Origin of the sequence: Chitinophaga sp. 22308 (assembly GCF_052045305.1) — a bacterium.
GTDB lineage: Bacteria > Bacteroidota > Bacteroidia > Chitinophagales > Chitinophagaceae > Chitinophaga > Chitinophaga varians_A.
Genome location: NZ_JBQEOP010000004.1, coordinates 917,022 through 943,618, shown reverse-complemented (window position 1 = coordinate 943,618; position 26,597 = coordinate 917,022). Strand labels below are relative to the sequence as shown.

Genomic DNA, 26,597 nt, shown 5'->3' with positions numbered 1-26,597 from the left:
GGGCAAAATTCCTGGAATAATCTCAAATCTCACATAACAATTCCACAAATCCCAAATTAACAATTCACATTTTTTAAATGTTGCATGCCCCCACCAATTTCCTGCCACAAATTAAAAGAACTGCTACGCAAACTACCTGCGTACGGTGCACAGGGGCAAAGCTAACATATTTAGTAAAACAAAGCTAAATAAATTAGTATATTTTTATAACGATAACGCTTATACGAAAAAAGGGCATCCATGGATGCCCTTTTCAATGTTTTTGATATGCCTGATCGCATCAGATGGTGACAGTCGCCTCGAGGTCGTTGTCTACCAGGATACGGCCGCAGTGCTCACAAACGATGATCTTTTTGTGCTGACGGATCTCTGCCTGACGTTGAGGAGGGATCGCGTTGTAGCAACCGCCGCAGGAATCACGCTCTACTGTTACCACGGCCAGGCCGTTACGGTAGTTTTTGCGGATTTTTTCGTAGGCAGCCAGTAAACGGGGATCTACTTTAGCTTTAGCATCTTCACTTTCCTTGCGGAAAGCTTTCTCCTCTTTCTCGGTTTCAGCCACGATTTTCTCCAGTTCCCCTTTCTTATGCTTCAGGTTAGCTTCTTTGTCAGCAATCGCCTTTTTAGCCACTTCCAGGGTGCGGGATTTTTCTTTTATCTCTTCGTTTGCGTCTTTGATATGCTTTTCAGCCAGTTTGATCTCCAGTGACTGCATCTCCATTTCCTTGGTGATCGCCTCAAACTCACGGTTGTTCTTCACATTGTCCTGCTGCTTCTCATACTTCTTGATCAGCGCTTCTGCATCTTTAATGGCAGTTTTCTTGCTGGCAACGAAGTCCTGGATACCTTTGATCTCATTCTCAATATGAGACTGACGTGTATTTAACCCTTCGATCTCATCTTCCAGGTCCTTTACTTCAATCGGCAACTCCCCTTTCAACACCTGGATTTCATCCAGCTTGGAATCAATCTTCTGCAGCTTGAGCACAGATGCTAATTTTTCTTCAACGGAGTATTCTTTTACGGTAGCCATGTATTATAAATAATTTACCGGGTTTGTTTTAATCGTAGATTTAAGAGGCGCAAAATTACGGAATTTTTCAGTCAATATATGATAAAATAATTCCACTGTGAACTGCTCACTCTCGAAATGTCCGATATCTGCTATAACTATTTGATTATCAGCGTCAAAAAATTCATGATATTTGAAGTCCGCGGAAATGTAGGCATCAGCCCCCGCCGCAATGGCCCGCTTCAGCAGGAAGCTGCCCGCTCCCCCACATAAAGCCACCTTCTTTACCGGACGGCCCCTCAAAGGAGTATACCGTACACAACCAGTCCCGAACTGCTGCTTCACCCATGCCAGGAACGCCTGTTCCTCCATCGGCTCCGGCAACTCTCCCACCAGGCCTGAACCTACCTGCTGGTAGGCATTGTCCAGCGTCACCACATCGTAAGCCACCTCTTCATAGGGATGGCTCATTAACAGGGCCTGTACAATCCCGGATTCCAAATATACCGGAAAAATCACTTCCAACTTTATTTCCGCCTCAAAATGTCTTTCCCCCGGCGTGCCTACATATGGGACCGTACCCTCACCGCCCTTAAAAGTGCCCTCCCCGGCGGCATTAAAGCTGCATTCACTGTAATTCCCAATATGACCGGCACCGGCGGCAAACAAAGCGGCCCTTACCTTCTCAACATCAGCCACCGGCACAAAAGTGTACAGTTTCTTCAGCAGACCGGTCTTCGGCTGCAATACCCTGCACCGCTCCAGTCCCAGCCTGCCGGCCATCTGCGCGCATACACCGTTGCGCACATTGTCAAGGTTGGTATGGGCTGCATATACCGCAATATCATGCTTGATGGCTTTAATAGCCACCCGCTCCACATAAGACCGGCCATTGATCTTTTTCAGACCGCCGAAAACAATCGGATGATGCGCCACCACCAGGTTGCACCCCCGGGCAATCGCCTCATCGATGACCGCCTCGGTGGCATCCAGCGTCAGCAGCACATTGGTCACCTCCCATGACGGGTCACCGAAAATAAGGCCGGCATTATCGTAACTCTCCTGGTACGGCAAAGGCGCATAAGCCTCCAGTACCTGTATGATCTCTTTTATCTTCATAGCAAAGCAATTGGTATCCTGTACATTTGCAAAAAAATCCAGTTATGACAGGAAGCAAATCTACTGCAGAACAATATACCGGGTACCAGTCAAAGATGCAAAAAATTGCAGACGTAAGAAATGCCATGGCTGTATTGGGCTGGGACCAGGAAACATACCTGCCTGAAAAAGGCGCCGCCTTCAGAGGCCGGCAACTCACTACCCTCAGTGGTATCGCCCACGAACTGTTCACCGAAGACGCCCTCGGCGACCTCCTCCGGCAACTGCACGGCCACAACGAACTTGACGCCCTCCAGCAGAAAAATATAACCCTCTCGCTGGAAGACTACGATAAAAACAAAAAATACCCGGCATCGTTCGTGGCAGAGATGTCCAACGCCACCAACGAAAGTTACCATGCCTGGATCAAAGCCCGCAAAGCCAACGACTACAGCATCTTTGCACCGGCCCTCACTAAAATGATCGCCCTCAAAAAACAGGAAACCACCATCCTGGGCTATGAAGGGCACCCATATAACGCACTGCTCAACGAATACGAGAAAGGAGCCACCACTGCCATGCTGGATAAAATCTTCGAGGACGTGAAAAACGCCCTGTCTCCCCTGCTGGCTAAAATCGAAGCCAGGCCACAGGTGGAAAAAGATTTTCTGCTGAAACACTACGACCGGGACAAACAATGGCAACTGGGCCTCGACCTGCTGAAAGAAATGGGTTACGACCTCCAGGCCGGCCGGCAGGATATTTCAGAACATCCTTTCACCACCAGCTTCAACCCCCATGATGTAAGGGTCACTACCCGCATCGATGAAAATGACTTCGGCAACATGACCTGGAGCTGTATCCATGAAGGGGGCCACGCCCTCTATGAACAGGGCCTCCCGCCCGAACAATACGGCCTGCCCTGCGGAGAAGCCACCAGCCTGGGCATCCACGAGTCACAGTCACGCCTGTGGGAAAACAACGTAGGCCGCAGCCTTAATTTCTGGAAGTTCCACTACGGCCGCCTCCAGCAACAGTTTCCCGAAAACCTGGGCGGCGTATCGCTGGATAGGTTCTACCAGGCCATCAACCAGGTGCAGCCCTCCCTGATCCGCACGGAAGCAGATGAACTGACCTATCATTTCCATATCATGATCCGCTATGAAATAGAAAAAGGGCTGATGGACGGCAGTATCCCGGTCAACGAGCTGCAACACGTCTGGAATGAATACTACCGGAAATACCTGCACGTTACCGTACCGGACGACGCACAGGGCGTTTTACAGGATATCCACTGGTCGCACGGCAGCTTCGGCTATTTCCCGACCTACTCCCTTGGCAGCTTCTACGCCGCCCAGTTCTTTACCACCGCTCAAAAGCAGGTGCCCGGACTCGACGATGCCATCAGCCACGGCAATTACCATTCACTGCTGGAATGGCTCCGCACCCATATCCATCCTTTCGGACGGTTTTATACGTCCAACGAACTTTGTAAGAAAGTGACCGGCCAGGAACTACAGTTCAGCTATTTCCTTGACTATGCAGAGAAGAAATATGCTGGCATTTACAACTGGTAAGCCACGCCAATAAAAAGATACCCGGAAAAAAGGCCTGCAGACTTGCGTCAGCAGGCCTTTTCAGTTATTCACATCGTTAAACTTCAACACAGACAAGCAGTCACAGGAATTGGCCTGTGGTTTGTTATAACGTTGATGAATGTTGGAAATGCAAATCACCAGACAGCCAAACGACCAAATCAGATTGTCGGAAAAACGATACATGAAATATTAAATACATATATTATTTTTTTGCAATTCAATATCTGTCTAAACATTTAATCATGAAAAACCGAATCTGGGCCTTTATCATGGCCATGCCTGCACTTACACTGCTATTTACCGCCTGCAACAAAAATGATTCTAACAACAGTGGCTCCGCTAAAATGACGGTGTTACTTACCGATGCTCCGGCCAACTATGACGCAGTGAATGTAGACATCCAGGACGTTCAGGTGAACGCCACCAACACCGACAATGGCTGGCAATCCATCCATCTGCTGCGCCCCGGGGTGTATAACCTGCTCAACTTCAGGAACGGCCTTGACACCGTATTGGCTTCACAGGACCTGCCCGCCGGCGATATTTCACAAATCAGGCTGGTGCTGGGCACTAACAACAGCGTAGTGATAGGCGGTACTTCTTATCCGCTGTCTACGCCTTCCGCACAACAGTCAGGTCTGAAACTTAACGTGCACGCTTCGCTGACGGCCGGCATCGAATACCGCCTGTGGCTGGACTTTGATGCGAACCGTTCTGTAGTAACTACCGGCAACGGCAACTATATCCTGAAACCGGTTATCCGTACTTACACACAGGCTACCAGCGGCTCTATCAAAGGCATCGCCTTACCGCTGCTCCATGTGTCCGGCGTTTATGCGCTGCAAAATGCTGATACCATAGCAGTGGCCAAGCCCGATCCGCTGACAGGCGCCTATCTGATCCCTGGTCTGAACGCCGGCGCCTATAACGTTTCCATTGTAGGGGACGGCACCGTAAAAGACACGCTGGTAACCAATGTGAATGTCACCACCGGCCAGGTAACTACTGTCAACTCCATCACACTTCATTTGTAATCTAATCTATAACACAAAGCCCCGGGCCGTGGCCCGGGGCTTCTACTGTAAATATCTTTTCCTCCGCTACTTCACGGCTGCGGCCAGTTCCTCTGCAGTGGCCACCCCCTGCTTCCTCCACACTTCCCTGCCGTTTTTATACACGATCAATGTCGGTAACCCTTTGGCACCAATGGCTTTCATGACATCGGTATCATTGCCGCCATCCACCTTCATCAGCTTCACCTGCTGATGGCTTTTGAGAAAAGCTGCCAGCACCGGCTCCAGCTGCTTGCAGGGAGGGCACCACTCAGCACCTACATCTGTCAGCACCACACCTTTGGCGATTCCTTTGTTGTAGGCCTCCATAGTCAGCTGTGTTTTTTTAGTGTTCACGCCTTCCAATTGCAAACCAGCCTGCTTCCAGGCATTCACGCCATTTTCCAGTTCCACTACCCTGGTGAAGCCATTCTCGCGCATCCATTGCGCCGCTTTGCTGCTGCGTCCTCCGCTGAGGCAGTAGATATACACCGGCTTCTGTTTATCCAGGTATTTCACCCGTTCGTTAAACTCCGGTTTGTTGGTATAATCAGCCTGTAAAGCTTTAGGCAGATGACCCGTGTTGTATTCCTCCGCCGTACGCACATCAAATACCTGTACGCCTGGCTGTTGAATGTCCTTCGCAAAAGTTCTGGCATCTTCCTGTTGCGGCTGTTGGGCTTGTAAAGCGCCACCCATGCATACCAGCAGGGCGGCCATCAAAAAACGGTACATACTTGATTATTTCGGTAAAAAATTAATAAACACTTCAGATCCCTGCCGGGCAGGATGGGAATTATAACACATCTCCAATGTTTTCAGCTCAAACAACGGCGAGAACAACTCCCGGTATTCAGCCATGGTCCCCCCAAAAGGCGGGCCATCATGTGAAAAACTTCTGTTAAACAATACACCCGCCAGATGCCCACCAGGCTTGACCAGCGTATGCATATGCGTGACATAGTCCCGGCGGAGGGAAGGGTCCAGCGCGCAGAAGAACGTTTGTTCCAATACCACATCATAGCTGCCCTGATGCCGGAAAAAATCACCCTCCACGATCTGTAAGGCAGTACCGGCGAAAGCTTTCCGCAGCTGTTCTATCAGTGCCGGCGCTATGTCCAGCACCGTTACCCGCCGAAATCCTTTCTCCAGCAAATAAGCCGCTTCGTAGCTGTTCCCTGCGCCCGGTATCAGTATCTCCAGGTCCCGGTGCTCCAGCTGATCGATATATGCCTGCATGGGCGGTGATACCCGTCCCATATCCCAGCCAATATCTCCTGTCAGATAACGATTATTCCAGTATTGCGGGTCTGTAGTCTCCATGTTATCATTCTTCTTAAAATCGCTATTTACAAACATAATTGTTATTTTTATACTTTATTTCCAGATTGACCACCCTATGCCTGATGAAAAACACTACGATTGCCATCGTTTTGCTACTCCTGCTTGTATTTTCCTGTGACCTGTTCGCGCAAAACGTAGAGATTTTACCTGATAAAACTGCCGACTGTCCGCCTTTCACAGTTGCCTTCAACTCCCGGCTCGATCCCGGCTACACCAGCCTGGAATGGGATTTCGGCATTGGCGCCAGGGTGACAGGCAACCCTGCTCCTTCCAGGATATTCCCCGATCCGGGCGTATATCACGTCACCCTCACGGTGGACTATTCCGGCAAAAAAATCGTTAAAACAGTAGACATCACGGTTTACAACAGGCCGGTCGTTTCCTTTACGGCAGATAAAACCAGCGGCTGCAAACCACTGAAGGTCAATTTTACAGACCACTCCACACCGGGCGACGGCACCATCGAAAGTATTATCTGGAACTTCGGCGACGGCAGCGCGGATGGCGGTCCCGCGGTTTCCCATGAATTCACGGAGACCGGCTCCTACAACGTTATCAGCCTGGTGACCAACAGCAAAGGATGCCGTACCAGCAGCGATCCCATGACCATCACCGCCAAAGAAGCACCCGTATTGTCTTTTACGGCAGATAAAACACAGAGCTGCGTAGCGCCATTAACGGTCACCTTTCAGAATACCAGCACCAACACTACCGGCGATCCTGTTTCGTATGTGTGGGACTACGGCGACGGCACCACCGGCACCGATGCCACACACATCTACACCGCCGAGGGCAGTTATACCGTTTCGCTTATCCCCACCAGCACCAACAGTTGTGCAGCACCACTGGTAAAAAAGGACTTTGTCGTCATCAAAAAACTGACGCCCGGCTTCATACTGAAACAGGGATGCGCAGGCTCACTGGCCACACTTTCCAGCACTACCGTGCCCACACCGGACAAGGTCACCTGGGTACTGCCCGACGGTACCACTTCCACAGGTACCAACGCTTCGTTTTTTGCGGCCACCGCCGGCGATTATAAAGTGAAGATGAGCGCTATCATTGGCACCTGCGCTCAGGATATTGAACAAACAGTACGTATCAATGAACGCCCGACGATCGATCCGACAGGCACTCCTACCAGGTCCTGCGCTGCCCCGCTGACCACCAGCTTCAAAGCACAGTCGCAGAACGCTACTTCATGGTTATGGGATTTCGGCGACGGCACTACTTCTACAGAAGAAAATCCAACGCATACCTATACACGCCAGGGCTCATATTCAGTTACGCTCCAGGCTTCCAGCGGCAGCAATTGCACCACCACAGCCAGAAAAGACGGCTACGTTGTCATACTGCCGCCGTCTGCCACCATCTTTCCCGCCGGTACGGAAGGCTGTCTGCCGATGACCATCCCCTTTCAGGCGCAGGTCAATAGTATCGATGCCGTGGTCAGCTATGAATGGAACTTCGGCGATGGCACTACCTCCAACCAGCAAAATCCTACGCACATTTTTGACAAAGAGGGAATTTTCACCGTTACGCTGAAGATAACCACAGCCAGTGGCTGTACGGCGGAGGCCAGTACTGTTTTCCATACCGGAGCACCGCCCGTCGTGGACTTCACGGCGACACCGCTCATTTCCTGCGCGATCGACCCCGTGCAGTTTACCAACCTGTCCACACCGGTGGGCCCTTATGTGACCTACATGTGGATTTTCCCACAGGACAACGGCACCATCACCGGCAAAGACCCTTCCTACAGCTTTAACCACATAGGCCAGCACGATGTACGCCTGGTGGTGAACAACAACGGGTGTATCCGCGAACTGTTCAAACCCAAATACATTCAGATATTACCGCCACAGGCCCGGTTCACAGTGATTCCAGACTGTGTGGACCCCTATCACCGGCAATTTAATGATGCCTCTGATTTCGGGCCGGAACCAGCGCCACAGAAAAAATGGTTCTGGGATTTTGGAGAAAACGGTGCCACCTCCACGCTGCAAAACCCGGAGTTCCGCTATACCACTACCGGCAGTAAAACAGTGAAATTGCGCGTGGACAACGGCGTGTGTAAATCCGACACCATCATAAATATCAATATCATTGATGAAAAACCTGTACTGATACCAGATGTTCCCTGGGTATGCATCGGTAAATCATTACATGTGAGCCTCGGTCCGCTGACTGCCGGCAATATCAACTCCTATGCATGGGACTGGGGCGACGGCACACAGCTTTACTTCATGGGTTATGAAATTGATCCGTCTAAAGGACTGTCTCACATCTACCGGAAATCAGGCACCTACACCATCAAACTCACAATAACGGATAAAAACGGATGTATACGTACAGCCGTTCCCGTTACTGCTGTTGTACACGGCGCATTGGCCGACTTTACCGTATCCGGCAGAAAATGTATCAAAGATGAACTGACATTTACGGATAAATCCACCATCGACGCCGGCAACAAAATCGTTAACTGGACATGGGACTTCGGCGATGGAAGCCCCGTGGAAAGCAATAACACCCAACCGCTCAACAGCAAACATACCTATACTAACTTCAAAGCCTATACGGTAACGCTGACCACCACCGATCAATTTGGATGTATCATTCCGGCGCAGCAACAGGTATACCTGGAAACGGTGAAAGCCGACTTCGCGCAACCGGCAAACGTGGTGTGCAAAGGCAGCCGGTTTTATTTCAACGACAGGTCCGCCGGCAGCGTAGTGGACTATGCCTGGGATTTCGGTGACAACACCACCGGCACCGGTGTTAATCCGGCTAAAGTATATACCGCCCCCGGCACCTATGATGTAACGCTGAAGATCACCACCCGCGAAGGATGTACGGACCAGATCACCAAAAAACAGGCGCTGCGTGTACCCGATCCCGTGGCAGACTTCTCTTTCCCGCCCAACCTGGAGCTCTGTCCGCCGGTAACTGTACCATTCACCAACAAATCCAGCGATTATGTGAAATCCCTGTGGGAATTTGGCGATAACAGCACCTCTTCTAAAAACGATCCCGGTAACCACATCTATGTGAGGGCCAAAACATACAACGTTAAACTGACAGTGTATTCAGAAGGAGATTGTCCCGCCAGCAAAACCATCCCGGTGACGATCGAAGGACCTGACGGATCATTTGCCGTGACGCCGGCAACCGGCTGCGTGCCGCTGGCAGTAAACATTACAGCTGTCGCCAACAAAACCACCAATTTCCAGTGGGACTTTGACGATGGCACCGTATTAAAAACACAGGCTCCTGTTGCGCCTGCGCATACCTATACCAAGCCGGGCATTTATACACCCCGGGTATCACTGATAGATGATAAAGGTTGCGCTGTAAAAGCCGAAGGAAACGACAAGGTGGTGGCAGACAATGCCGTGGCGGATTTCACGGTGGATAACACTGCCGCCTGTGGTGGTGGCAACGTGCTGTTTAAAAACAACAGTACCGCTGTGACCAACGATCTGCTGGGACTTCCCTTCGCCAGCAAATGGACGTATGCGCCCGCCAACACCAGCACCGGAAAAGACGGTTCATTTAATTATCCGCAGCCCGGCAATTATAACGTTACCCTGGAGATAATCAGCAACTACGGCTGTAAAGACCAGAAAACACTGCCGGTGGTAATACCGCCGCAACCACAGCCTGTTATCGCCGCTATCCCTGAGTTATGCATAGCAGGAAAAATACAGCTGCGTGGCAGCGATACCAAAAATCTCCCGGCCACCAAATGGAAATGGCTGTTGGGCAATGGACAGGAGTTTGATGTTCCATCGCCGCCGGACATGGATTTTAATACCATTGGCGTAACGCCGGTTAAACTGACCATCACCAATGCTGATGGCTCCTGCCCTGCAACAGCCGCTACTAATATCGTGGTGCATCCCGCCCCGGGCCTCCAACCCACACCGCCGGAGTCCAGCATCTGTAAAGGCGCATCGCTGCAATTATTTGCCAACACAGACGCCAATGCTACCGTAAGCTGGACACCTTACAATATTTCGAGTCCAAACAGCAAAACTCCGCTCGTCACGCCTGACAGGGACATGGTTTACGAAGTGCAGGCCACCAGCGAGTTTGGCTGTAAAAGCAAAAGCAGTGTACGCGTGACTGTGATACAGCCGTTCCGGATGTTTGCGCTGGATGCCACCATCTGTTCTGGCAAAAGCGTACAAATGCAATCCGGCGGCGCTTATCGCTATAAATGGACGCCTTCCGAAGGACTGAGCAACGCCACTATCCCGGACCCTGTTGCCAGTCCCGCTACTACCACCAGTTACCAGGTAATAGGACATGACGATATCGGTTGTTTTACCGATACGGTGCTGGCAAAAGTGACAGTACAGCCATCGCCGCAGATCAACCTCGGGCCTGACATGGAAGTAGCTGCCGGCAGCGTAATACCCATACCTGCCGTAGGCAGCAGTGATATCACGCAGGTGGAATGGACGCCCATCACGAACCTGAGCTGTTACAACTGCCTGGCGCCCGTGGTTACGCCCAAAGGCAACACCACCTACCACGTAAGTGTGACAAACCGCTTCGGCTGTATCGCCAGCGACGATATCCATATCAAAACGATCTGCAACGGTGGTAATATCTTCATTCCCAATACCTTCTCGCCCAATGGCGACGGCACGAACGATATTTTCTATATCCGTGGCCGTGGCATGCAGACCGTCCGTGTATTCCGCATATACAACCGCTGGGGCCAGGTAATGTTTGAGCGTTTCGGTATCAATGGCGATGATCCTTCCTTCGGTTGGGACGGCCGTTTCAAAGGCACCATACTCAACCCGGACGTATATGTGTATTACGCAGAAGTCATCTGTGACAGCGGGGAATCAATCATCATGAAGGGCAATGTGACACTGATCAGATAACACGGACATACCACGTGATCGTGTAAACTATATTAAAGGGACAGGCGTTATGTTTATTGGTACATCAACCAACTGACACCTACTGCCCCGATGATAAAGACGCACATTCCCCTCATGGTGCTTCTCAGCACTTTTCTCATCCCGCTGGCCCCCACCAGCGCGCTGTTAGCACAAAGTGTGGCGATCATCACCGATAAAACCAGCGGCTGCGCTCCGCTAACGGTAAATTTCAATGCCCGACTCGATCCGGGTTATACCAATGTGGAATGGGACTTTAGTGTAGGCGCGAAGGTAACCGGCAATCTGTCGCCCTCCAGGATATTTACGACACCGGGCACCTATCATGTTACCTTAACAGTTCAATACCCGGGAACTCAGATAGTCAAATCTGTAGACATTAACGTCTTTAACAATCCACAGGTTTCGTTTACTGTGGATAACACCAGTGGTTGTACACCTTTGACAGCCCACTTTACAGATCAGTCCGATCCCGGCCAGGGAACCACCATCGCCAATATCCTCTGGAATTTTGGCGACGGTGCCGCCGATCAGGGGACAACCGTTACCCACCAGTTTACCTCCCCGGGCACGTACAATGTTATCAGCCTGGTGACCAACAGTCAGGGTTGCAAAGCGTCCGGCAACCCGGTGAGCATCACTGTGAAAGAAATACCAGTGCTGTCTTTTACCGCAGACCAGACAAAAAGCTGTTCTGCACCCTTCACCGTTACGTTTCAAAATACTACTGTCAATAATACCGGCACGCCCATTTCGTATATGTGGGACTACGGCGACGGCTCCACTGGCACCGATGCCAGTCATACCTATACAGCAGAAGGCAGCTATACCGTAACACTGATACCTACAACGCCCAACAGCTGCGCAACGCCCCTGCAGAAAAAAAACTATATCGTCATCCAGCAAATTGTCCCGGGGTTTTCAGCGCAAACAAAATGCCCCGGTGATCAGGTAACACTTACCAGCACTACCACGCCAACACCGGATAATATCACCTGGACACTGCCGGATGGCAGTACTGCCAGTGGCTTCACCGCTGGTTTTATTGCCGGCGCGCCAGGTTCCTATACCGTAAAAATGGCACTCAGGTTTGGCAGCTGCTCGCGGGAAATTCAACAAACGGTAGTGGTCGATCCACGTCCGGTTGTGGACCCAATCGCCACGCCCCTGCGTGGCTGCACGGCGCCTTTTACAACGTCCTTTCAGGCACAGTCACAATTTGCAGACTCCTGGCAATGGAACTTTGGTGATGGCACTACTTCCACCGCAAAAGATCCCTTCCACACGTACACCAGCAACGGAACTTTTTCAGTGACGCTGACTGCCACCAACAGTGTTGGTTGCGCCACCACCGTTACCCGCACTAATTATATCAACATTTCCCTGCCGGCACTCACTATTACGCCGTCAGGCGACTCCGGCTGTATTCCCTACAACGTGAGTTTTACCGCCGCCCTTAACCCCGCCGAAGCCATCACCGACTATCAATGGGATTTTGGCGATGGCACCACTTCCACACTGCCCAACCCCGCTCACACCTATACGCAACAGGGTGCTTATACTGTTTCGCTCCGGGCAACATCTGCCCTGGGCTGCATAGTGAATGCCAATGTTGCTTTCCGCGTAGGCACACCGCCAGTGATTGACTTCACTGCTTCACCGTTACAGTCTTGTCCCATGGAGCCGGTGCAGTTTACAAATCTTTCTACCCCAAAGGGACCGGGCGTCACCTATCTGTGGATATTCCCGCAGGACAATAGCTCCAGCACGGAAGAAAATCCGGCTCACCGGTTTACGGAACCCGGCCTGCACGATATCCGCCTGATCGTTAATAACAACGGTTGTATCAGCCAGCTGGTCAAAACCCAGTACATCAAAATTCAGCCTCCTAAAGCGGAGTTTACGACCACGCCCGATTGTGATGATTTCTACCACCGGAAATTTACTGACCAATCCAATTTCGGACCGGCCCCGGCCCAAAAACAATGGCTGTGGAATTTCGGCGAAGGGGGCGCCACTTCCACGCTGCAAAATCCTGATTTCCGGTATACCTCCACTGGTAAGAAAACCGTCACCTTAACAATATTCGATGGTGTCTGCCACTCAACAACCTCCACAGACATTTATATCATCGATGAAAAACCGGTATTACTCCCCGACACAACCCAGATATGTCTTGGTAAATCATTGCATGTAGGCATAGGTCCGGTGAACCCCGCCAATATCAGATACTATCTGTGGGACTGGGGAGACGGGACTGTATTGGAACTGGCAGGTACCGACATCGATCCGGCAAAAGGACTCTCCCATACCTACCAACGCTCCGGCACCTATGTTATTCAACTGACGCTTGGCGACTCCAACAGGTGCAAAAGAATTGCTCCTCCTGTAACAATAACCGTACACGGCGCGATGACCAACTTTACGGTCACTGGTCAGCCATGCAAAAACAACCTGCTTACTTTTGCGGACCAATCCACTATAGATGCCGGGAACCGTATTGTCAACTGGACATGGAACTTTGGAGATGGCAGTCCGGATGAAAGCAGCACGACACAGCCTTTACAAACAACACACCGGTACACGGATTTTAATGCCTATGTAGTAACGTTAACGGCCACCGATCAATATGGCTGCCAGACAAAGACACAACAAACGGTAAACATCTCAGTTGTCAAAGCCGACTTCACCGTTCAGTCAGGCGTAGCCTGCAAAAACAGTCCCATTACCTTTACCAGTACATCAACCGGTGATATTGTAGATTACGCATGGGATTTCGGTGACAATACCACCGGCACAGGTGCCAATCCTGTTAAAACCTACAGCGCCCCCGGCACCTATAATGTTTCACTAAAAGTCACATCCCGCATAGGTTGCACAGACCAGATCAGTAAGCCAGGCATATTACAGGTGCCCAACCCGGTAGCGGATTTCACCTTCCCGTCTATCCAGGAACTCTGTCCGCCGGTGAAAGTGCAGTTTACCAATACTTCCAGCGGCTTTACCAGGTCAGCCTGGGATTTCGGCGACAACAGCACATCCACTCAAAACGATCCTGGTGCGCACATCTATGTCAAACCCGGGACCTACAATGTCACGCTCACCGTTTATGCAGATGGTAATTGTTCCGCTGTTAAAACGGCGCCGGTGACTGTGGAAGGCCCACAGGGATCGTTTACCGCCACTCCTGTTACTGGCTGCGTCCCGCTGCCGGTAACGATGACTGCCACCGCCAATAAAACCGTTACCTACCAATGGGATTTTGACGACGGAATTGTAGTCACAACATCAACGCCACAAGCGCCGCCACATACCTATGCCCAGCCGGGTATTTATACGCCGCGCGTTTCATTGGTAGACAACAGGGGCTGTGCAGTAAAAGCAGATGGTAACTACCAGATCGTAGCAGATAAGATGACTGCCAACTTTACGGTCGATAACAGCGCTGCCTGCGGCGGCGGAAACGTCTTGTTTAAAAATACCAGTACCGCTGTTACCAACGATTCACTCCATCTGCCCTTCAGCAGCAAGTGGATTTACAGTGACGGCAGTACCTCCGTCAACACAAATGGCTCCTTTACCTATCCTGCCACAGGCACCTACCAGGTAACACTGGAAATGACAAGCAGCTATGGCTGCAAAGACAGCAAAACATTGCCGGTATTGGTTCCTACACAACCGCAACCCACCATCACGCCTATTCCGGAATTGTGTATTTCCGGCACGGTGCAGCTGCATGGCACTGACAACAGGAACATCCCAAACACACTCTGGAAATGGCAGCTGGGCAATGGACTGCAATACAACGTCCCCAATCCCCCTGATGTCAATATCAATACTGTTGGCATTACGCCGGTGACGCTTACTATTACCAACGCCGACGGATCATGCCCCGGAGTGGCCAACACCAATATCGTTGTACATCCGGCACCCAACCTGCGTCCTACACCAGCGGAAGCCACTATCTGCAAGGGTGCCTCCCTTCAGCTATCCGCCAATACCGACCCTGCCGCCACCGTCAGCTGGACGCCATACAATATCTCCAGCGCCACCAGTAAAACACCCGTGGTAAGACCTGACCAGGATACTACCTACACTGTAAAGGCTGTCAGCGAGTTTGGCTGTAAAAACGAAGCGACTGTCTCTGTCAGGGTGATACAGCCATTCAAAATGTTTGCGCTCAATGCCAGCATCTGTTTTGGGAAAAGCATACAAATGCAGACAGGCGGCGCCTTCAGGTACCAATGGTCTCCCTCCGAAGGGCTGGACCACCCTGACATAGCCGAACCTGTTGCCAGTCCGTCCCGTACCATCACCTATCGGGTAGTAGGGTTTGACCAGGCAGGATGTTTCACCGATACCACTTTCGCCACGGTCACTGTAAACCCGCTGCCACAGGTGGACGCCGGGCCGGACGTAACTGTATCTACTGGCACTAAAGTGCCCATTACCGCCAAAGGAAGCAGCGATATCACCGGCATTACATGGCAACCGCCAGCAGGCCTGAGTTGTAACGACTGCCTCACACCTGTGGCTACCGCCAAATCGTCCATTACCTACCACATCAGCGTGATGAACCAATACGGCTGTATTGCAGGGGATGATATCCACATCACCACCCTTTGCAACGGGGCCAACATCTTCATACCCAACACCTTCTCTCCTAACGGGGACGGTATGAACGATGTTTTCTATATCAGAGGGACCGGTTTACAGAGCGTACGTGTTTTCCGGATCTATAATCGCCTGGGGCAGGTGATGTTTGAACGCTTTGGCCTGGCTACCGATGACGCTTCCGCCGGATGGGACGGACGTTACAAAGGTGTCCTGCTCAATCCGGACGTATTCGTCTATTATGCGGAAGTTGTTTGTGACAACGGGGAATCCACCATTTTGAAAGGAAATATTACGCTGATCCGGTAACCAGTGTTTGGTTCAGACCACTAAAACCCTGCTCCGGCGGCTGAAAGACGGGAAATAAATCAAAAAATCATAAATTAATAAATTACATATATAATATTTTTAGTTAATTTGTGGTATGTATCCTCTGAAATACCACCAGGTTAAATGTCTGAGCATCTTATTGCTTTTGATGTTCCTCGTGCCGGGCAATTATTTGCTGGCACAGCAGGCTGATTTTTCCTATACCTCCTCACCGGCTACATTATGCAATCCGGTCACACTCACTTTTAAAAACAACAGCACAGGCAGTGCCACTGCCTACAGCTGGGATTTCGGTGACGGCAGGACATCTCACGACACCAATCCGCAGATCACCTATACGGCGCCGGGACCCAAAAAAGTAACGCTGGTAGCTACTTTTTCCAACGGGACCAGCACTTACTACCGTACCTTTGAGGTGGGAGCTACCCCACAAGTAGCTTTCAGCGCCGATGTGACCAACAGTTGCAAGCTCTATACCGCCAATTTTACAGACGCCACGCCGAACGCCATGGCCCGTACATGGGACTTTGGCGATGGCACCACGCCAGTTACCACCAGTAACGCATTTATCTCGCACGCCTACACGAAAGCCGGCAAATACGATGTAACACTGACCGTTACCAACAGCAACGGTTGCCAGGCTGTGCTGAAAAAAGCGGCCTACATCACCATCTCCCAGCCGCAAATATCCCTGGACGCACCTGTAAGCGGTTGCGTACCTTATACTGCCACTTTCAATGCCACGTCCACCAACGACCTCAATGATCCGGTGGCCGAATGGAAATGGAACTTTGGCGACGGCGGCACTGCCACCACTACCACCGGCACAACCTCACACGCCTATGTGCAAACCGGCACCTACACTGTAACAGTGACCATCCGCACCAACGGCGGCTGTGAAATCAGTAAAACATTCGATAAACAGGTACGTACCGGCAATCCGCCATCAGACGTAAGTTTCACCGCCACACCTGCCAGCGCCTGCGTAGGCGCGCCCGTAAGACTGCTGGCCAGCGCCAAATACGCCGACAGCTATAGCTGGGATTATGGTGACGGCACCAAAGAAGAAGTATATACCAACGATATCCGTCATGGTTTTGCCACCAACGGCATTATCACGATCAATATGAAAGCCGGCAGCAACGGTTGTTATACGCCCGCAGCCCCGGTTATGGTTAACATTACCGGTCCGGTATCACAGTTCACCGTTACCCGGGATTGTAACGACAAGAGCAAATTCATTTTCACCAACACTTCCACCGGCACAACGCCAACTACCACCTACCAGTGGGACTTTGGCGACAACACGCCGGTGACTACCGGTCTGAATGCTTCTCATTCCTATACCACACCGGACAAATACACAGTACGCCTGACTATCAGCGACAACAGCAGCAACTGCACCCACAGCAGTTATCAGACCGTGTATTATTTCAAAGCCGACTTCTCGGCAGGCGTAAGCAGCATATGCCGCGGCAGCAAAGCCACCTATGAGGTATTGAACGTGCCCGTCAACCTGGTGGCCGATTACACCTGGCAGTTTGGCGACGGCTCCACCTATATCACTACCGAGCAGCGTTTTGTAAAAACATGGACTACCGCCGGTATCTTCACCGACCAACTGACCATCCGTTATAAAGATCCCGCCTATTGCGCCGATATTGTTACCAAAGCAAACAATATCAGCATCCTGGCGCCGCAGGCAGACTTTACGATCGCCTCCACCACCTGCGCAGGGCAACCAGTTTCTTTTGCCAACAATTCCACGCCTGCCACCAACATCCCGATTGCCGGATGGCAGTGGGACTTTGGCAATGGTAAAGTGTCGTCCGCGCAAACACCGCCTGCCACCACTTATTCCGCCTCCGGCGGATATCCGGTGAAACTGGTGATCACCGATGCCCGCAACTGTCAGGATTCTGTGACGAAAGATATCAATATCAATGCTACGCCTTTTGTCCGCGCCTCCGCGGCACAACCTAAAATCTGCGAAGGCAGCGCCGTAACCCTGCACGCCCAGTCCGACGCCACCGTGCAATGGCTCAATGCAGCCAGCCTCAGTTGCGCGTACTGCCCGGACCCGGTAGCCTCTCCGGTGATCAATACCCGCTACCTGGTGGAAGCATCTAACATATACGGTTGTACGACAAGGGACTCTACTGACATCGCTGTAGTGCCTAAGGTAAACCTCACCGTCAGCAAAGACACGATCGCCTGCTACGGTTCTTCTGTACAACTGAAAGCCAGCGGCGCCGCCATCTATAACTGGACACCGGTTACCGGCCTGACCAGCAATACTATCGCCAATCCGGTTTCCACGCCTGTTGAAGACATTACCTACCAGGTAACTGGTACCAATGATGCGCTCTGCCCGATGAGCGCACCGCTGTCTGTAAAAGTGTCTGTAAAAAAAGTGCCCACTATCAGCGCCGGCAACGACCAGACAGTCATGGCCGGAGATGTGGTCCGCCTGATGGCCAACGGCAGCTCCGATATCGTGAAATGGCAATGGTCACCCGCCGACTATCTCGATAATCCGACGTCGCCTTTTACCAATGCGGCGGTCAGAAAGTCCATTTCCTATGCTATCACGGGAACTAACCAATACGGATGTACGAAAAGTGACGTGGTAAAAATCGACCTCGTCTGCAATACGGACCTGATATTCATTCCCAATACTTTCACGCCTAACGGTGACGGGGTAAACGATATTTTCTACCTGCGCGGTAAAGGCATCAGCCTGGTGAAATCGTTCCGCGTCTTTAACCGCCTCGGACAGGAAGTATTCCATCGGGAAAACATTCAGGTGGAAGATGTCAATGCAGGATGGAACGGCACCTTCAACGGGCTGCCACAGGGATCAGACGTATACATTTATTTCGTGGAAGCATATTGCGACGCCAACGAATTTTTCCGCCTGAAAGGCAACGTAACATTACTCAGATAATAAAAAGCGGTTCTATATGAAAACTGTATATAAAGTCTTACTGACAGTCATTGGCCTCAGCTGTGGATTACAGTTGAAGGCACAGGACATACACCTGTCACAGTTTTATGAAACACCGATACTCCGTAACCCGGCCCTGATCGGTATTTTCAACGGTGATGTACGCTTTCAGGCCGTATACCGCAACCAGTGGAACAGCGTGACCATTCCATATCAAACCGGCACCGTGAGCGGTGAAATCAAGTTTCCTGTAGGTAACAGCAACGACTATATTACCACCGGGCTGCAACTGACCTATGACCGGGCCGGTACCTCCAAACTGCAATCCACCCAGATCTTTCCGGCGTTCAACTATCACAAGTCACTGAATGAAGACAAGACAAGTTTTCTTTCCCTCGGCGTTATGGGCGGACTGGTACAGCGGCAGTTTGATCCTACCAACATGACGTTCAACAATCAGTACACCAACGGCCGTTTTGATCCGGCAGCACCTACAGGCGAAGAGGGCAAACTGGCACTGAAAGGTTATACCTATCTTGATGCGGGGGTGGGCCTTAGCTACAACAGCGTGATAGGGGAAGATGTGGCCTACTTCATCGGCGCCGCCTTGTACCACTTCAACCGGGCAAAGATTTCCTTCTACAATGATAAAAACATCGAGCTGGCGCCCAAGCTGACCTTCAATGCCGGTATCACCATTCCGCTGGAAGAGCGGGTGAAGCTGATTGCACATTATAACCAGCTGCATCAGGGTGGTTATTCCGAGTATATCGGCGGCGCACTGATTGGTTATGGCCTAATGAACGAAGGACTGGAGTCGACCCGGGCCATATATGGCGGCCTATTTCTCCGCTGGAATGACGCCATTATCCCCACTATAAAAATAGATATGGAAAAATTTGAGGTGGCCATGAGCTACGATGCCAATATTTCGCAGTTGCGGACTGCCAGTCAGAGCTTCGGCGGGTTTGAAGTGTCATTGGTTTTCAAGGGTTTCCTCAACAGCAGGAACAGCACTTTGGAGCGTTTGAACTGTCCTAGATTCTAAACTATTGATAACCAACAACTTACATCACCAAATTAAAAGCGTTAAATTTTATCTAAAAAAGCGGGAAACCTAACAAAATGGCGCATAGTTTGTTATTTTTATGAGTGAGACAAAGGGCTAATGCGCTGTTATTAACAAACAAAAAATTGGGAAATATTTGAAAAAAACTTTATTTTTATAATACTATGTGGAAAACCTCTACCCTCATTTTTCTTACAGTTTTCTGCCTCTTATCCCTTGTGGGTAAAGCTCAAAGCGGGTCCCTGCCGAATAATCCGGAGGGGGGTAGGCAAATTGTAAAACTTTACCCCAACCCTGCCACCAACGTCATCAATTTTGAAATTCAACAGCATAATAACGACCGCATATACGATCTTATTGTGTACAATTTCCTCGGTAAAAAAATTGATCAGATAAAGAGCATCAGCAGTCGTACTACTGTCAATCTGGACAACTACTACAATGGTCTCTATATCTTCCAGCTTCGTGATCAGCGGGGGAACCTGGTGGAATCAGGCAAGTTCAATGTTGTAAAATAGCTTTCAGCTACCGACTTTCCCTCAAACAGATTATGCTTACATTATCCTAAAGAAAGCCTATACCGAAAGCTACTCTACTTATCTTTTTTTACGCGATCTCCACGATCAAAAATTTCAGGTACGTCGTATTCTCAATATTCCTCAAAATGGGGTGATCTTTTGCCTGTGTCTGGAAAGTGACCTGGCGAAGGCGTTTTTTAGCATCTTTTGCAGCAGCGTCGATCGTTTCCAGGAAGAGTTCCGGTGATACCAGGTTGGTGCAGGAAGCTGTGACCAGAAAACCGCCCTGATTGAGCAGTTTCATACCCCTGAGATTAATTTCCTTATAACCGGTAACGGCTTTCCGGATATTCTCACGGCTCTTGGTGAAAGCCGGCGGATCAAGGATCACGACATCAAATTTGCGTTCTTCCCGGGTATATTGTTTCAGTTGATCAAAAGCATTTACCGCCTGGAACTTGCACACGTCCTGCAGGTTGTTGAGCTCCGCATTGCGGCGGGCAGTTTCCACGGCATGTTCTGAAATATCCAGTCCCAGTACGCTTTTAGCACCATAATACCCTGCGTGGCAGGAGAAAGTGCCGGTATAACAAAACGCTTCCAGCACGTTGGCGTCTTTCACGATCTGGCGTATTTCGCGGCGGTTGTCCTGCTGGTCCAGGAAATAGCCGGTTTTCTGGCCGTTTACGATGTCCACATGGAATTTCAGCCCGTTTTCGTTGATGATGACATTGGTATCAAAAGGTGCGCTGAGGAAGCCTTTCTGTTGCTCCATTCCTTCCAGTTCCCTTACCGGCACGTCATTCCGCTCATAGATGCCTTTCGGTGAAAAGATGCGGTTGAGCGCTTCCACGATGGCAGGCTTCCATCTTTCCATGCCCAGCGCCAGTGTTTGCAGTACAAAGTAGTCGTTGAACTTATCGATTACCAGGGCAGGCAGATCGTCAGCTTCCCCGAAAACGAGGCGGCAGTTTTCCACATAACCCAGTTTCTGCCGGTATTGCCAGCATTTGAGAAGACGGCGGTAGAAAAATTCGGGGTTGATTTCCTCGCTTTTATCTCGCGTCAGCAGGCGTACCAGGATCTGGGACTGTGGGTTGATATACCCTCTGCCGAGGAAAGAGCCCTGATGGGTGTGAACATCCACGATATCACCCGGCACTACTTCCCCTTTGATTTCGGACACTTCATTGCCGAAAATCCAGGGATGGCCCAGTAATACCCTGTTTTGTATCTGTTTCTTTAAAAAAACCTTGGTCATTGACTTTATTTCGAACCGCAAAGGTACAGAGAAGATCTGTCTTTTTGGCGGCCAAACCGGGGTTGGCAAAATAATTGACTAAGCACAATTGCAGATAATCATTACAATTATGACAGAAAAAGACCAAGACATGCAGACAAACGGACAGGCAAACAATGCTGGAGAAAACGAAAAAGGCATGCCTGATTTCAATGCTGAAGAAAATATCAGTGAAACATCTCATATGACTAATGCATTAGAGGTTGAACCTGAAGAGGAGTTGATCAAAAAAGATCAGCAACTGAATGAAATGCGGGATAAATACCTTCGTCTGCAGGCTGAGTTTGACAACTTCCGTAAACGCACCGCCAAAGAAAGACTGGAGCTGCTGCAAACAGCGGGTAAAGAAGTTATCATATCTTTGCTGGACGTACTGGATGATTCAGAGCGGGCTGCCAAACAGCTGAGCACTGCCAACGATATCACTGCGCTCAAAGACGGGGTAAACCTGGTATTCAACAAGTTGAAGACCACCCTGCAGGCCAAAGGACTGAAACCTATGGAAAGCCTGCACGCCACCTTTGATACTGACCTTCATGACGCCATTACCGAGATTCCGGCCCCTACGCCAGATCTTCAGGGTAAAGTGGTAGACGTATTACAGGAAGGTTATTACCTGAATGACAAGCTTATCCGTCATGCCAAGGTGATAGTGGGTAAATAATGGGCGTGACGATGTGGCATATATCGCAGCGATCGCCTGTGCAGATGTAAAACAATATTTTTTACTGAAAAAAACCGGTGCCTGGCACCGGTTATAAGTGATTTTATAATGTCTACCAAGAGAGATTATTACGAAATACTGGGTGTTTCCAAATCCGCCTCCCAGGATGAAATCAAGAAAGCTTACCGCAAGGTGGCCATGCAGTTTCACCCTGACCGCAATCCCAACAATAAGGAAGCGGAAGAAAAGTTCAAAGAAGCAGCCGAAGCCTATGAGGTATTAAGCGATGCTGACAAACGGGCACAATATGACCGTTTCGGGCATGCTGGCATGAACGGCGGCCGTAGTGGCGGTTTTGGAGGTGGTGGCATGAACATGGAAGACATCTTCTCCAATTTCGGTGACATTTTCGGTAATGACGATATTTTCGGCAGCTTCTTCGGAGGCGGCCGTGCTGGCGGCGGCGGCCGTCGTGGTCGTGGTACCCGCGGTTCCAACCTGCGCGTGAAAATCCGCCTGACCTACGAAGAAATCGCCAAAGGCGCCAATAAAAAAATCAAAGTAAAAAAATACGTTCCCTGCCAGCACTGCGGCGGCCTGGGCGCTAAAGATAAAAACGCGTTCCAGACCTGTAACACCTGCGGCGGCTCCGGCCAGGTGAGAAAGGTGACCCAAACCTTCCTCGGCCAGATGCAGACCGTTACCACTTGCCCCACCTGTCATGGTGAAGGCCAGATCATCACCAGCAAATGTGGCCACTGTAAAGGTGAAGGCCGCATGTATGGAGAAGAAATGGTAAGCATCGACATCCCGGCAGGCGTACAGGAAGGCATGCAGCTGAGCATGAGCGGCAAAGGCAATGCCGGCGAAAGAGGCGGCGCCCCCGGCGACCTGCTCATTCTCATTGAAGAAGAGCCACATCCGGAACTGCAGCGCGATGGCCTCAACGTAGCCTACGATCTGCACATATCCTTCCCCGATGCCGTTTACGGCACACAGGTGGAAGTGCCCACCATCGACGGTAAAGCAAAAATCAAAATACCCGCAGGAACACAAAGCGGTAAAATCTTCCGCCTCAAAGGCAAAGGATTCCCCTCTGTCAACTCCTACGAAAAAGGCGACCAGCTCATACATGTAAACGTATGGACACCGCAACATGTCAGCGCGGACGAACGGGCCATGCTCGACAAACTCCAGACTTCTGACAACTTCAAACCCAATCCCGAAAAATCGGAAAAAGGCTTCTTTGAAAAGGTCAGAGACATATTTAGTTGATTTTATTATTTGAATATTTTTTTATTTAGTTATTAAAAGCGAAGACCATAGCGGATTTCTGTTCGCTATGGTCTTCGCTTTTAAATGATTAAATAGCCAAATAACAAATATCAGAATAAGATGGATTCCAAACTGCAGATGTTCGAGAACCGGCTCACCAAAGTATTCCGGCATATTTCCAAACTGGCCAAGCGACAAAACATCACCTGCTACCGGGTGTATGACGACGATATCCCCGAATTTCCCTTCAGCATTGAAATGTATGAAGACCACGTGTATATCGCCGAATACCAGCGCCGCCACGGCATGGAAGAAGCCGACCACGAGGCGTGGCTCGACACCTGCCTGGAACTGATCAGCAAAGTGCTGAACGTACCACCCTCCCATATCTGGGTGAAACAACGGCAACGGAAGGAAAACCGCCAAAGCCAATACGAAAAGCTCAGCACGGAAAGCCACGAAATGACGGCGAATGAAAGCGGCCTGAAATTTAAGATCAATCTCTCCGACTACCTCGATACAGGCCTGTTCCTCGACCACCGCACCACCCGCAACATGGTACGCAACGAAGCGAAGGATAAAAAAGTGCTGAACCTTTTCTGTTATACCGGCTCCTTCTCTGTGTACGCTGCCGCCGGCGGTGCCACGGAAGTGACGTCTGTAGACCTCTCCAAGACCTACCTGGCCTGGGCCGAAGACAATATGCGGCTCAATGGCTTCGACCCGGCGAAACATCCCTTTGTACACGCCGACGTGCTGCAATATCTCGATACCCTTAAACTCAATACCTTCGACCTGGTGATCATTGACCCGCCCACCTTCTCCAACAGCAAACGGATGAAGGAATTCCTGGACATCCAACGGGACCATGCAGAGCTGCTCAATAAAGTATTGCTTGCCACCAAAAAAGATGGGGTAGTGTATTTTAGTAATAACTACCGGCGTTTTGTATTGGAAGAAGATAAAATCAATGCCAGCAGTATCAAAGACATCACCAACCAAACACTCCCTTTCGACTTCCAGCAGAAGCTGGTGCGTAAGTGTTACCGCCTTATCAAATAAGCCTTAACGTTTCATCTTACGGACCATCTTTACCATCTTCAGGAATTCCTGCCGGTAGCCTTCCTTGTCTTTTCCCAGGGCCCTGCGGGCGATCTCTGAGACCATTTCGGTATCACCGCAGCCACGATAGGCGGAATTGCGGAGTATCATGCCCAATAAAGCTACCGCAGCGGCAAACCGGCAATCGTCCGGGGCCGCCTCAAAAGTTGTTGCGTTGGCTTTCACACCGGTTTGCAGGGTACACAGCACCGTGTCCAACGGATGACGATAAGTAATGCTAACATTGGCCAACAGGCTGTCAGCCGTCATAACACTGTCCCGCGGCACAATTTCATACATCGCCACCGCGCAATGCCCACTCCCGATAATACCGCCGTTGTGTTTCGATAAAGTGTCCGTACTGGCTTCATATACCTTGTTCTCATAACCGATAAGCCTATACGATTTTACTGTACCCGGATTAAAGGTCACTTCCGTTTGTACATCCCTGGCCACTGTAAAAAGCGTACTGCCGAATTCCCGCGCAAAGACCTTGCTGGCTTCTTCCAGGTCGTCTATATAGGCGAAATTGCCGTTTCCCTTGCTGGAAAGGGATTGCAGCTTCGAGTCCTTGTAGTTTTTCATACCAAAACCGAGGCAGGTCAGCAACACGCCGCTTTCTTTTTTCTGCATAATCAGCTCCTCCATTTCCGCATCGCTGGTAAGCCCAACGTTAAAATCGCCGTCAGTGGCCAGGATAACGCGGTTGTTCCCATCGGGGATAAACTGTTCCGCCGCTATCTGATACGCCATTTTGATAGCCGCTTCTCCGGCAGTGGCCCCGCCGGCGCTGAGATTATCGATGGCATTAAGGATTTTCTCTTTCTGATCGCCGGCCGTAGCAGGCAGTTTAACACCGGGAGTGCCGGCATAGGCAACAATCGCCACCTTGTCTACCGGACGCAGGTTGTTGACCAGGATACGGAAGGCGGCCTGCAACAGGGGCAGTTTGTTAGGCACGCCCATCGAACCGGAAACATCGATCAGGAAAACAAGGTTACTGGGCGGCAGGCTGTCTGTCTGCAGCGCTTTCGCTCTCAGCGCTATCTGCAACAGCCGGTGCGCCGGCTCCCAGGGGCAGGTGGTGTAGTGGCTGTAGACAGCCAGGGTCTTACCTTCGGACGGTAGCGGGTAGTTGTAATGGAAGTAGTTCACCATTTCTTCTATCCGGACGGCATCTACAGGCACCGGTTCTTTCAGCCGCAGGAAACGCCGGATATTGCTGTAGGCAGCCCTGTCCACGTCTACCGCAAATACCGATACCGGCTGCGTCTGTACGCGGGTGAACTTGTTTTCATAAGTGGTGCCGTATGTTTCATTGTAAAAAGCATGTATGCCCATGCCTACATTGCCGTAGTTGGGGTTGCTGTTCTGCCTTGTGCGGGCGCTGGCTTTTGCCAGGGCAATGGCATCAGGGGCTTTACGTATAGGCGCCAGTGTTATCAGCAGACGGTCGGTGGCGTTCACCTTCATCTGCAACGGGCGATAACCTTCCCGGGTAAACAGCAGTTGAGAGACAGCTGAAGGAATCGTTATTCTGAAAAGCCCGAAAGCGTTGGTAAGTACCCTGGTGGTATCATCAACAATACTGACAGTTGCTCCGGCTACGGGACGATGGGTAATGCTGTCCTCTACTGCTCCCGATACCCAGATTGTTTGTGCATGTACGCCGCCAGCCCATAACAACAGGAGTAATAGGAATTTTCGCATATGTTAAGGTAATCATTTCCGGTAAAGGAACCAAGCATCCCAAAGGGTG

At 50.6% G+C, this 26,597-nt stretch carries 16 protein-coding genes; 10 read left to right on the top strand and 6 right to left on the bottom strand.

Annotated features, from left to right (window positions below; translation table 11 throughout):
* Positions 1–280 precede the first annotated feature (280 nt).
* Positions 281–1,033: a zinc ribbon domain-containing protein gene (locus tag ACTJJS_RS19890; protein WP_168810381.1), complete on the bottom strand. Its 753-nt coding sequence runs from the start codon at positions 1,031–1,033 to the stop codon at positions 281–283.
* 3 nt (positions 1,034–1,036) lie between these two features.
* A complete protein-coding gene (locus tag ACTJJS_RS19885) occupies positions 1,037–2,131 on the bottom strand; it encodes a Nif3-like dinuclear metal center hexameric protein (protein WP_440664975.1) in 1,095 nt (364 codons plus the stop codon).
* Positions 2,132–2,175: 44 nt separating this feature from the next.
* Between ACTJJS_RS19885 and ACTJJS_RS19880 the strand changes: the two genes are divergently transcribed.
* Both ACTJJS_RS19880 and ACTJJS_RS19875 read left to right on the top strand, forming a co-directional pair.
* Positions 2,176–3,687 (top strand): carboxypeptidase M32, encoded by a 1,512-nt coding sequence (locus ACTJJS_RS19880; RefSeq protein WP_440664974.1) that lies wholly within the window; start codon positions 2,176–2,178, stop codon positions 3,685–3,687.
* A 263-nt stretch (positions 3,688–3,950) separates the two neighbouring features.
* A complete protein-coding gene (locus tag ACTJJS_RS19875) occupies positions 3,951–4,742 on the top strand; it encodes a DUF4382 domain-containing protein (protein ID WP_440664973.1) in 792 nt (263 codons plus the stop codon).
* Positions 4,743–4,808: 66 nt separating this feature from the next.
* Here ACTJJS_RS19875 and ACTJJS_RS19870 read toward each other — a convergent pair whose 3' ends face one another.
* Both ACTJJS_RS19870 and ACTJJS_RS19865 read right to left on the bottom strand, forming a co-directional pair.
* On the bottom strand, positions 4,809–5,495 hold the full coding sequence (locus ACTJJS_RS19870) for a rhodanese-like domain-containing protein (RefSeq protein WP_440664972.1): 687 nt from the start codon (positions 5,493–5,495) through the stop codon (positions 4,809–4,811).
* A gap of 6 nt (positions 5,496–5,501) precedes the next feature.
* Positions 5,502–6,119: a methyltransferase domain-containing protein gene (locus ACTJJS_RS19865; RefSeq protein WP_440664971.1), complete on the bottom strand. Its 618-nt coding sequence runs from the start codon at positions 6,117–6,119 to the stop codon at positions 5,502–5,504.
* A gap of 47 nt (positions 6,120–6,166) precedes the next feature.
* Here ACTJJS_RS19865 and ACTJJS_RS19860 point away from each other — a divergent pair, with 47 nt between their 5' ends.
* From ACTJJS_RS19860 to ACTJJS_RS19840, 5 genes are all read left to right on the top strand, one after another.
* A complete protein-coding gene (locus tag ACTJJS_RS19860) occupies positions 6,167–11,002 on the top strand; it encodes a PKD domain-containing protein (protein ID WP_440664970.1) in 4,836 nt (1,611 codons plus the stop codon).
* Positions 11,003–11,092: 90 nt separating this feature from the next.
* On the top strand, positions 11,093–15,943 hold the full coding sequence (locus ACTJJS_RS19855; protein WP_440664969.1) for a PKD domain-containing protein: 4,851 nt from the start codon (positions 11,093–11,095) through the stop codon (positions 15,941–15,943).
* A 115-nt stretch (positions 15,944–16,058) separates the two neighbouring features.
* Positions 16,059–18,911, top strand: coding sequence for a PKD domain-containing protein (locus tag ACTJJS_RS19850; protein ID WP_440664968.1), 2,853 nt, complete (start codon positions 16,059–16,061; stop codon positions 18,909–18,911).
* Between the two features lie 16 nt (positions 18,912–18,927).
* Positions 18,928–19,959 carry a PorP/SprF family type IX secretion system membrane protein gene (locus ACTJJS_RS19845; protein WP_440664967.1) on the top strand — a complete coding sequence of 344 codons (1,032 nt, stop codon included), beginning with the start codon at positions 18,928–18,930 and terminating at the stop codon, positions 19,957–19,959.
* A gap of 185 nt (positions 19,960–20,144) precedes the next feature.
* On the top strand, positions 20,145–20,498 hold the full coding sequence (locus ACTJJS_RS19840) for a T9SS type A sorting domain-containing protein (RefSeq protein ID WP_247654837.1): 354 nt from the start codon (positions 20,145–20,147) through the stop codon (positions 20,496–20,498).
* An 88-nt stretch (positions 20,499–20,586) separates the two neighbouring features.
* On the opposite strand, the gene ACTJJS_RS19835 is transcribed toward ACTJJS_RS19840, so the two are convergent.
* Positions 20,587–21,759, bottom strand: coding sequence for a class I SAM-dependent rRNA methyltransferase (locus tag ACTJJS_RS19835; RefSeq protein WP_168869963.1), 1,173 nt, complete (start codon positions 21,757–21,759; stop codon positions 20,587–20,589).
* 109 nt (positions 21,760–21,868) lie between these two features.
* On the opposite strand from ACTJJS_RS19835, the gene ACTJJS_RS19830 reads away from it, so the two are divergent.
* The 3 genes from ACTJJS_RS19830 to ACTJJS_RS19820 all read left to right on the top strand — a co-directional run bounded on the left by ACTJJS_RS19830 (position 21,869) and on the right by ACTJJS_RS19820 (position 24,799).
* Positions 21,869–22,462, top strand: coding sequence for a nucleotide exchange factor GrpE (locus ACTJJS_RS19830; RefSeq protein WP_247654838.1), 594 nt, complete (start codon positions 21,869–21,871; stop codon positions 22,460–22,462).
* 108 nt (positions 22,463–22,570) lie between these two features.
* Positions 22,571–23,737 (top strand): molecular chaperone DnaJ, encoded by a 1,167-nt coding sequence (gene dnaJ, locus ACTJJS_RS19825; RefSeq protein ID WP_440664966.1) that lies wholly within the window; start codon positions 22,571–22,573, stop codon positions 23,735–23,737.
* A 120-nt stretch (positions 23,738–23,857) separates the two neighbouring features.
* A complete protein-coding gene (locus ACTJJS_RS19820; protein WP_440664965.1) occupies positions 23,858–24,799 on the top strand; it encodes a class I SAM-dependent methyltransferase in 942 nt (313 codons plus the stop codon).
* Positions 24,800–24,802: 3 nt separating this feature from the next.
* Here ACTJJS_RS19820 and ACTJJS_RS19815 read toward each other — a convergent pair whose 3' ends face one another.
* A complete protein-coding gene (locus ACTJJS_RS19815) occupies positions 24,803–26,548 on the bottom strand; it encodes a YfbK domain-containing protein (RefSeq protein ID WP_440664964.1) in 1,746 nt (581 codons plus the stop codon).
* Between the last annotated feature and the right edge of the window lie 49 nt (positions 26,549–26,597).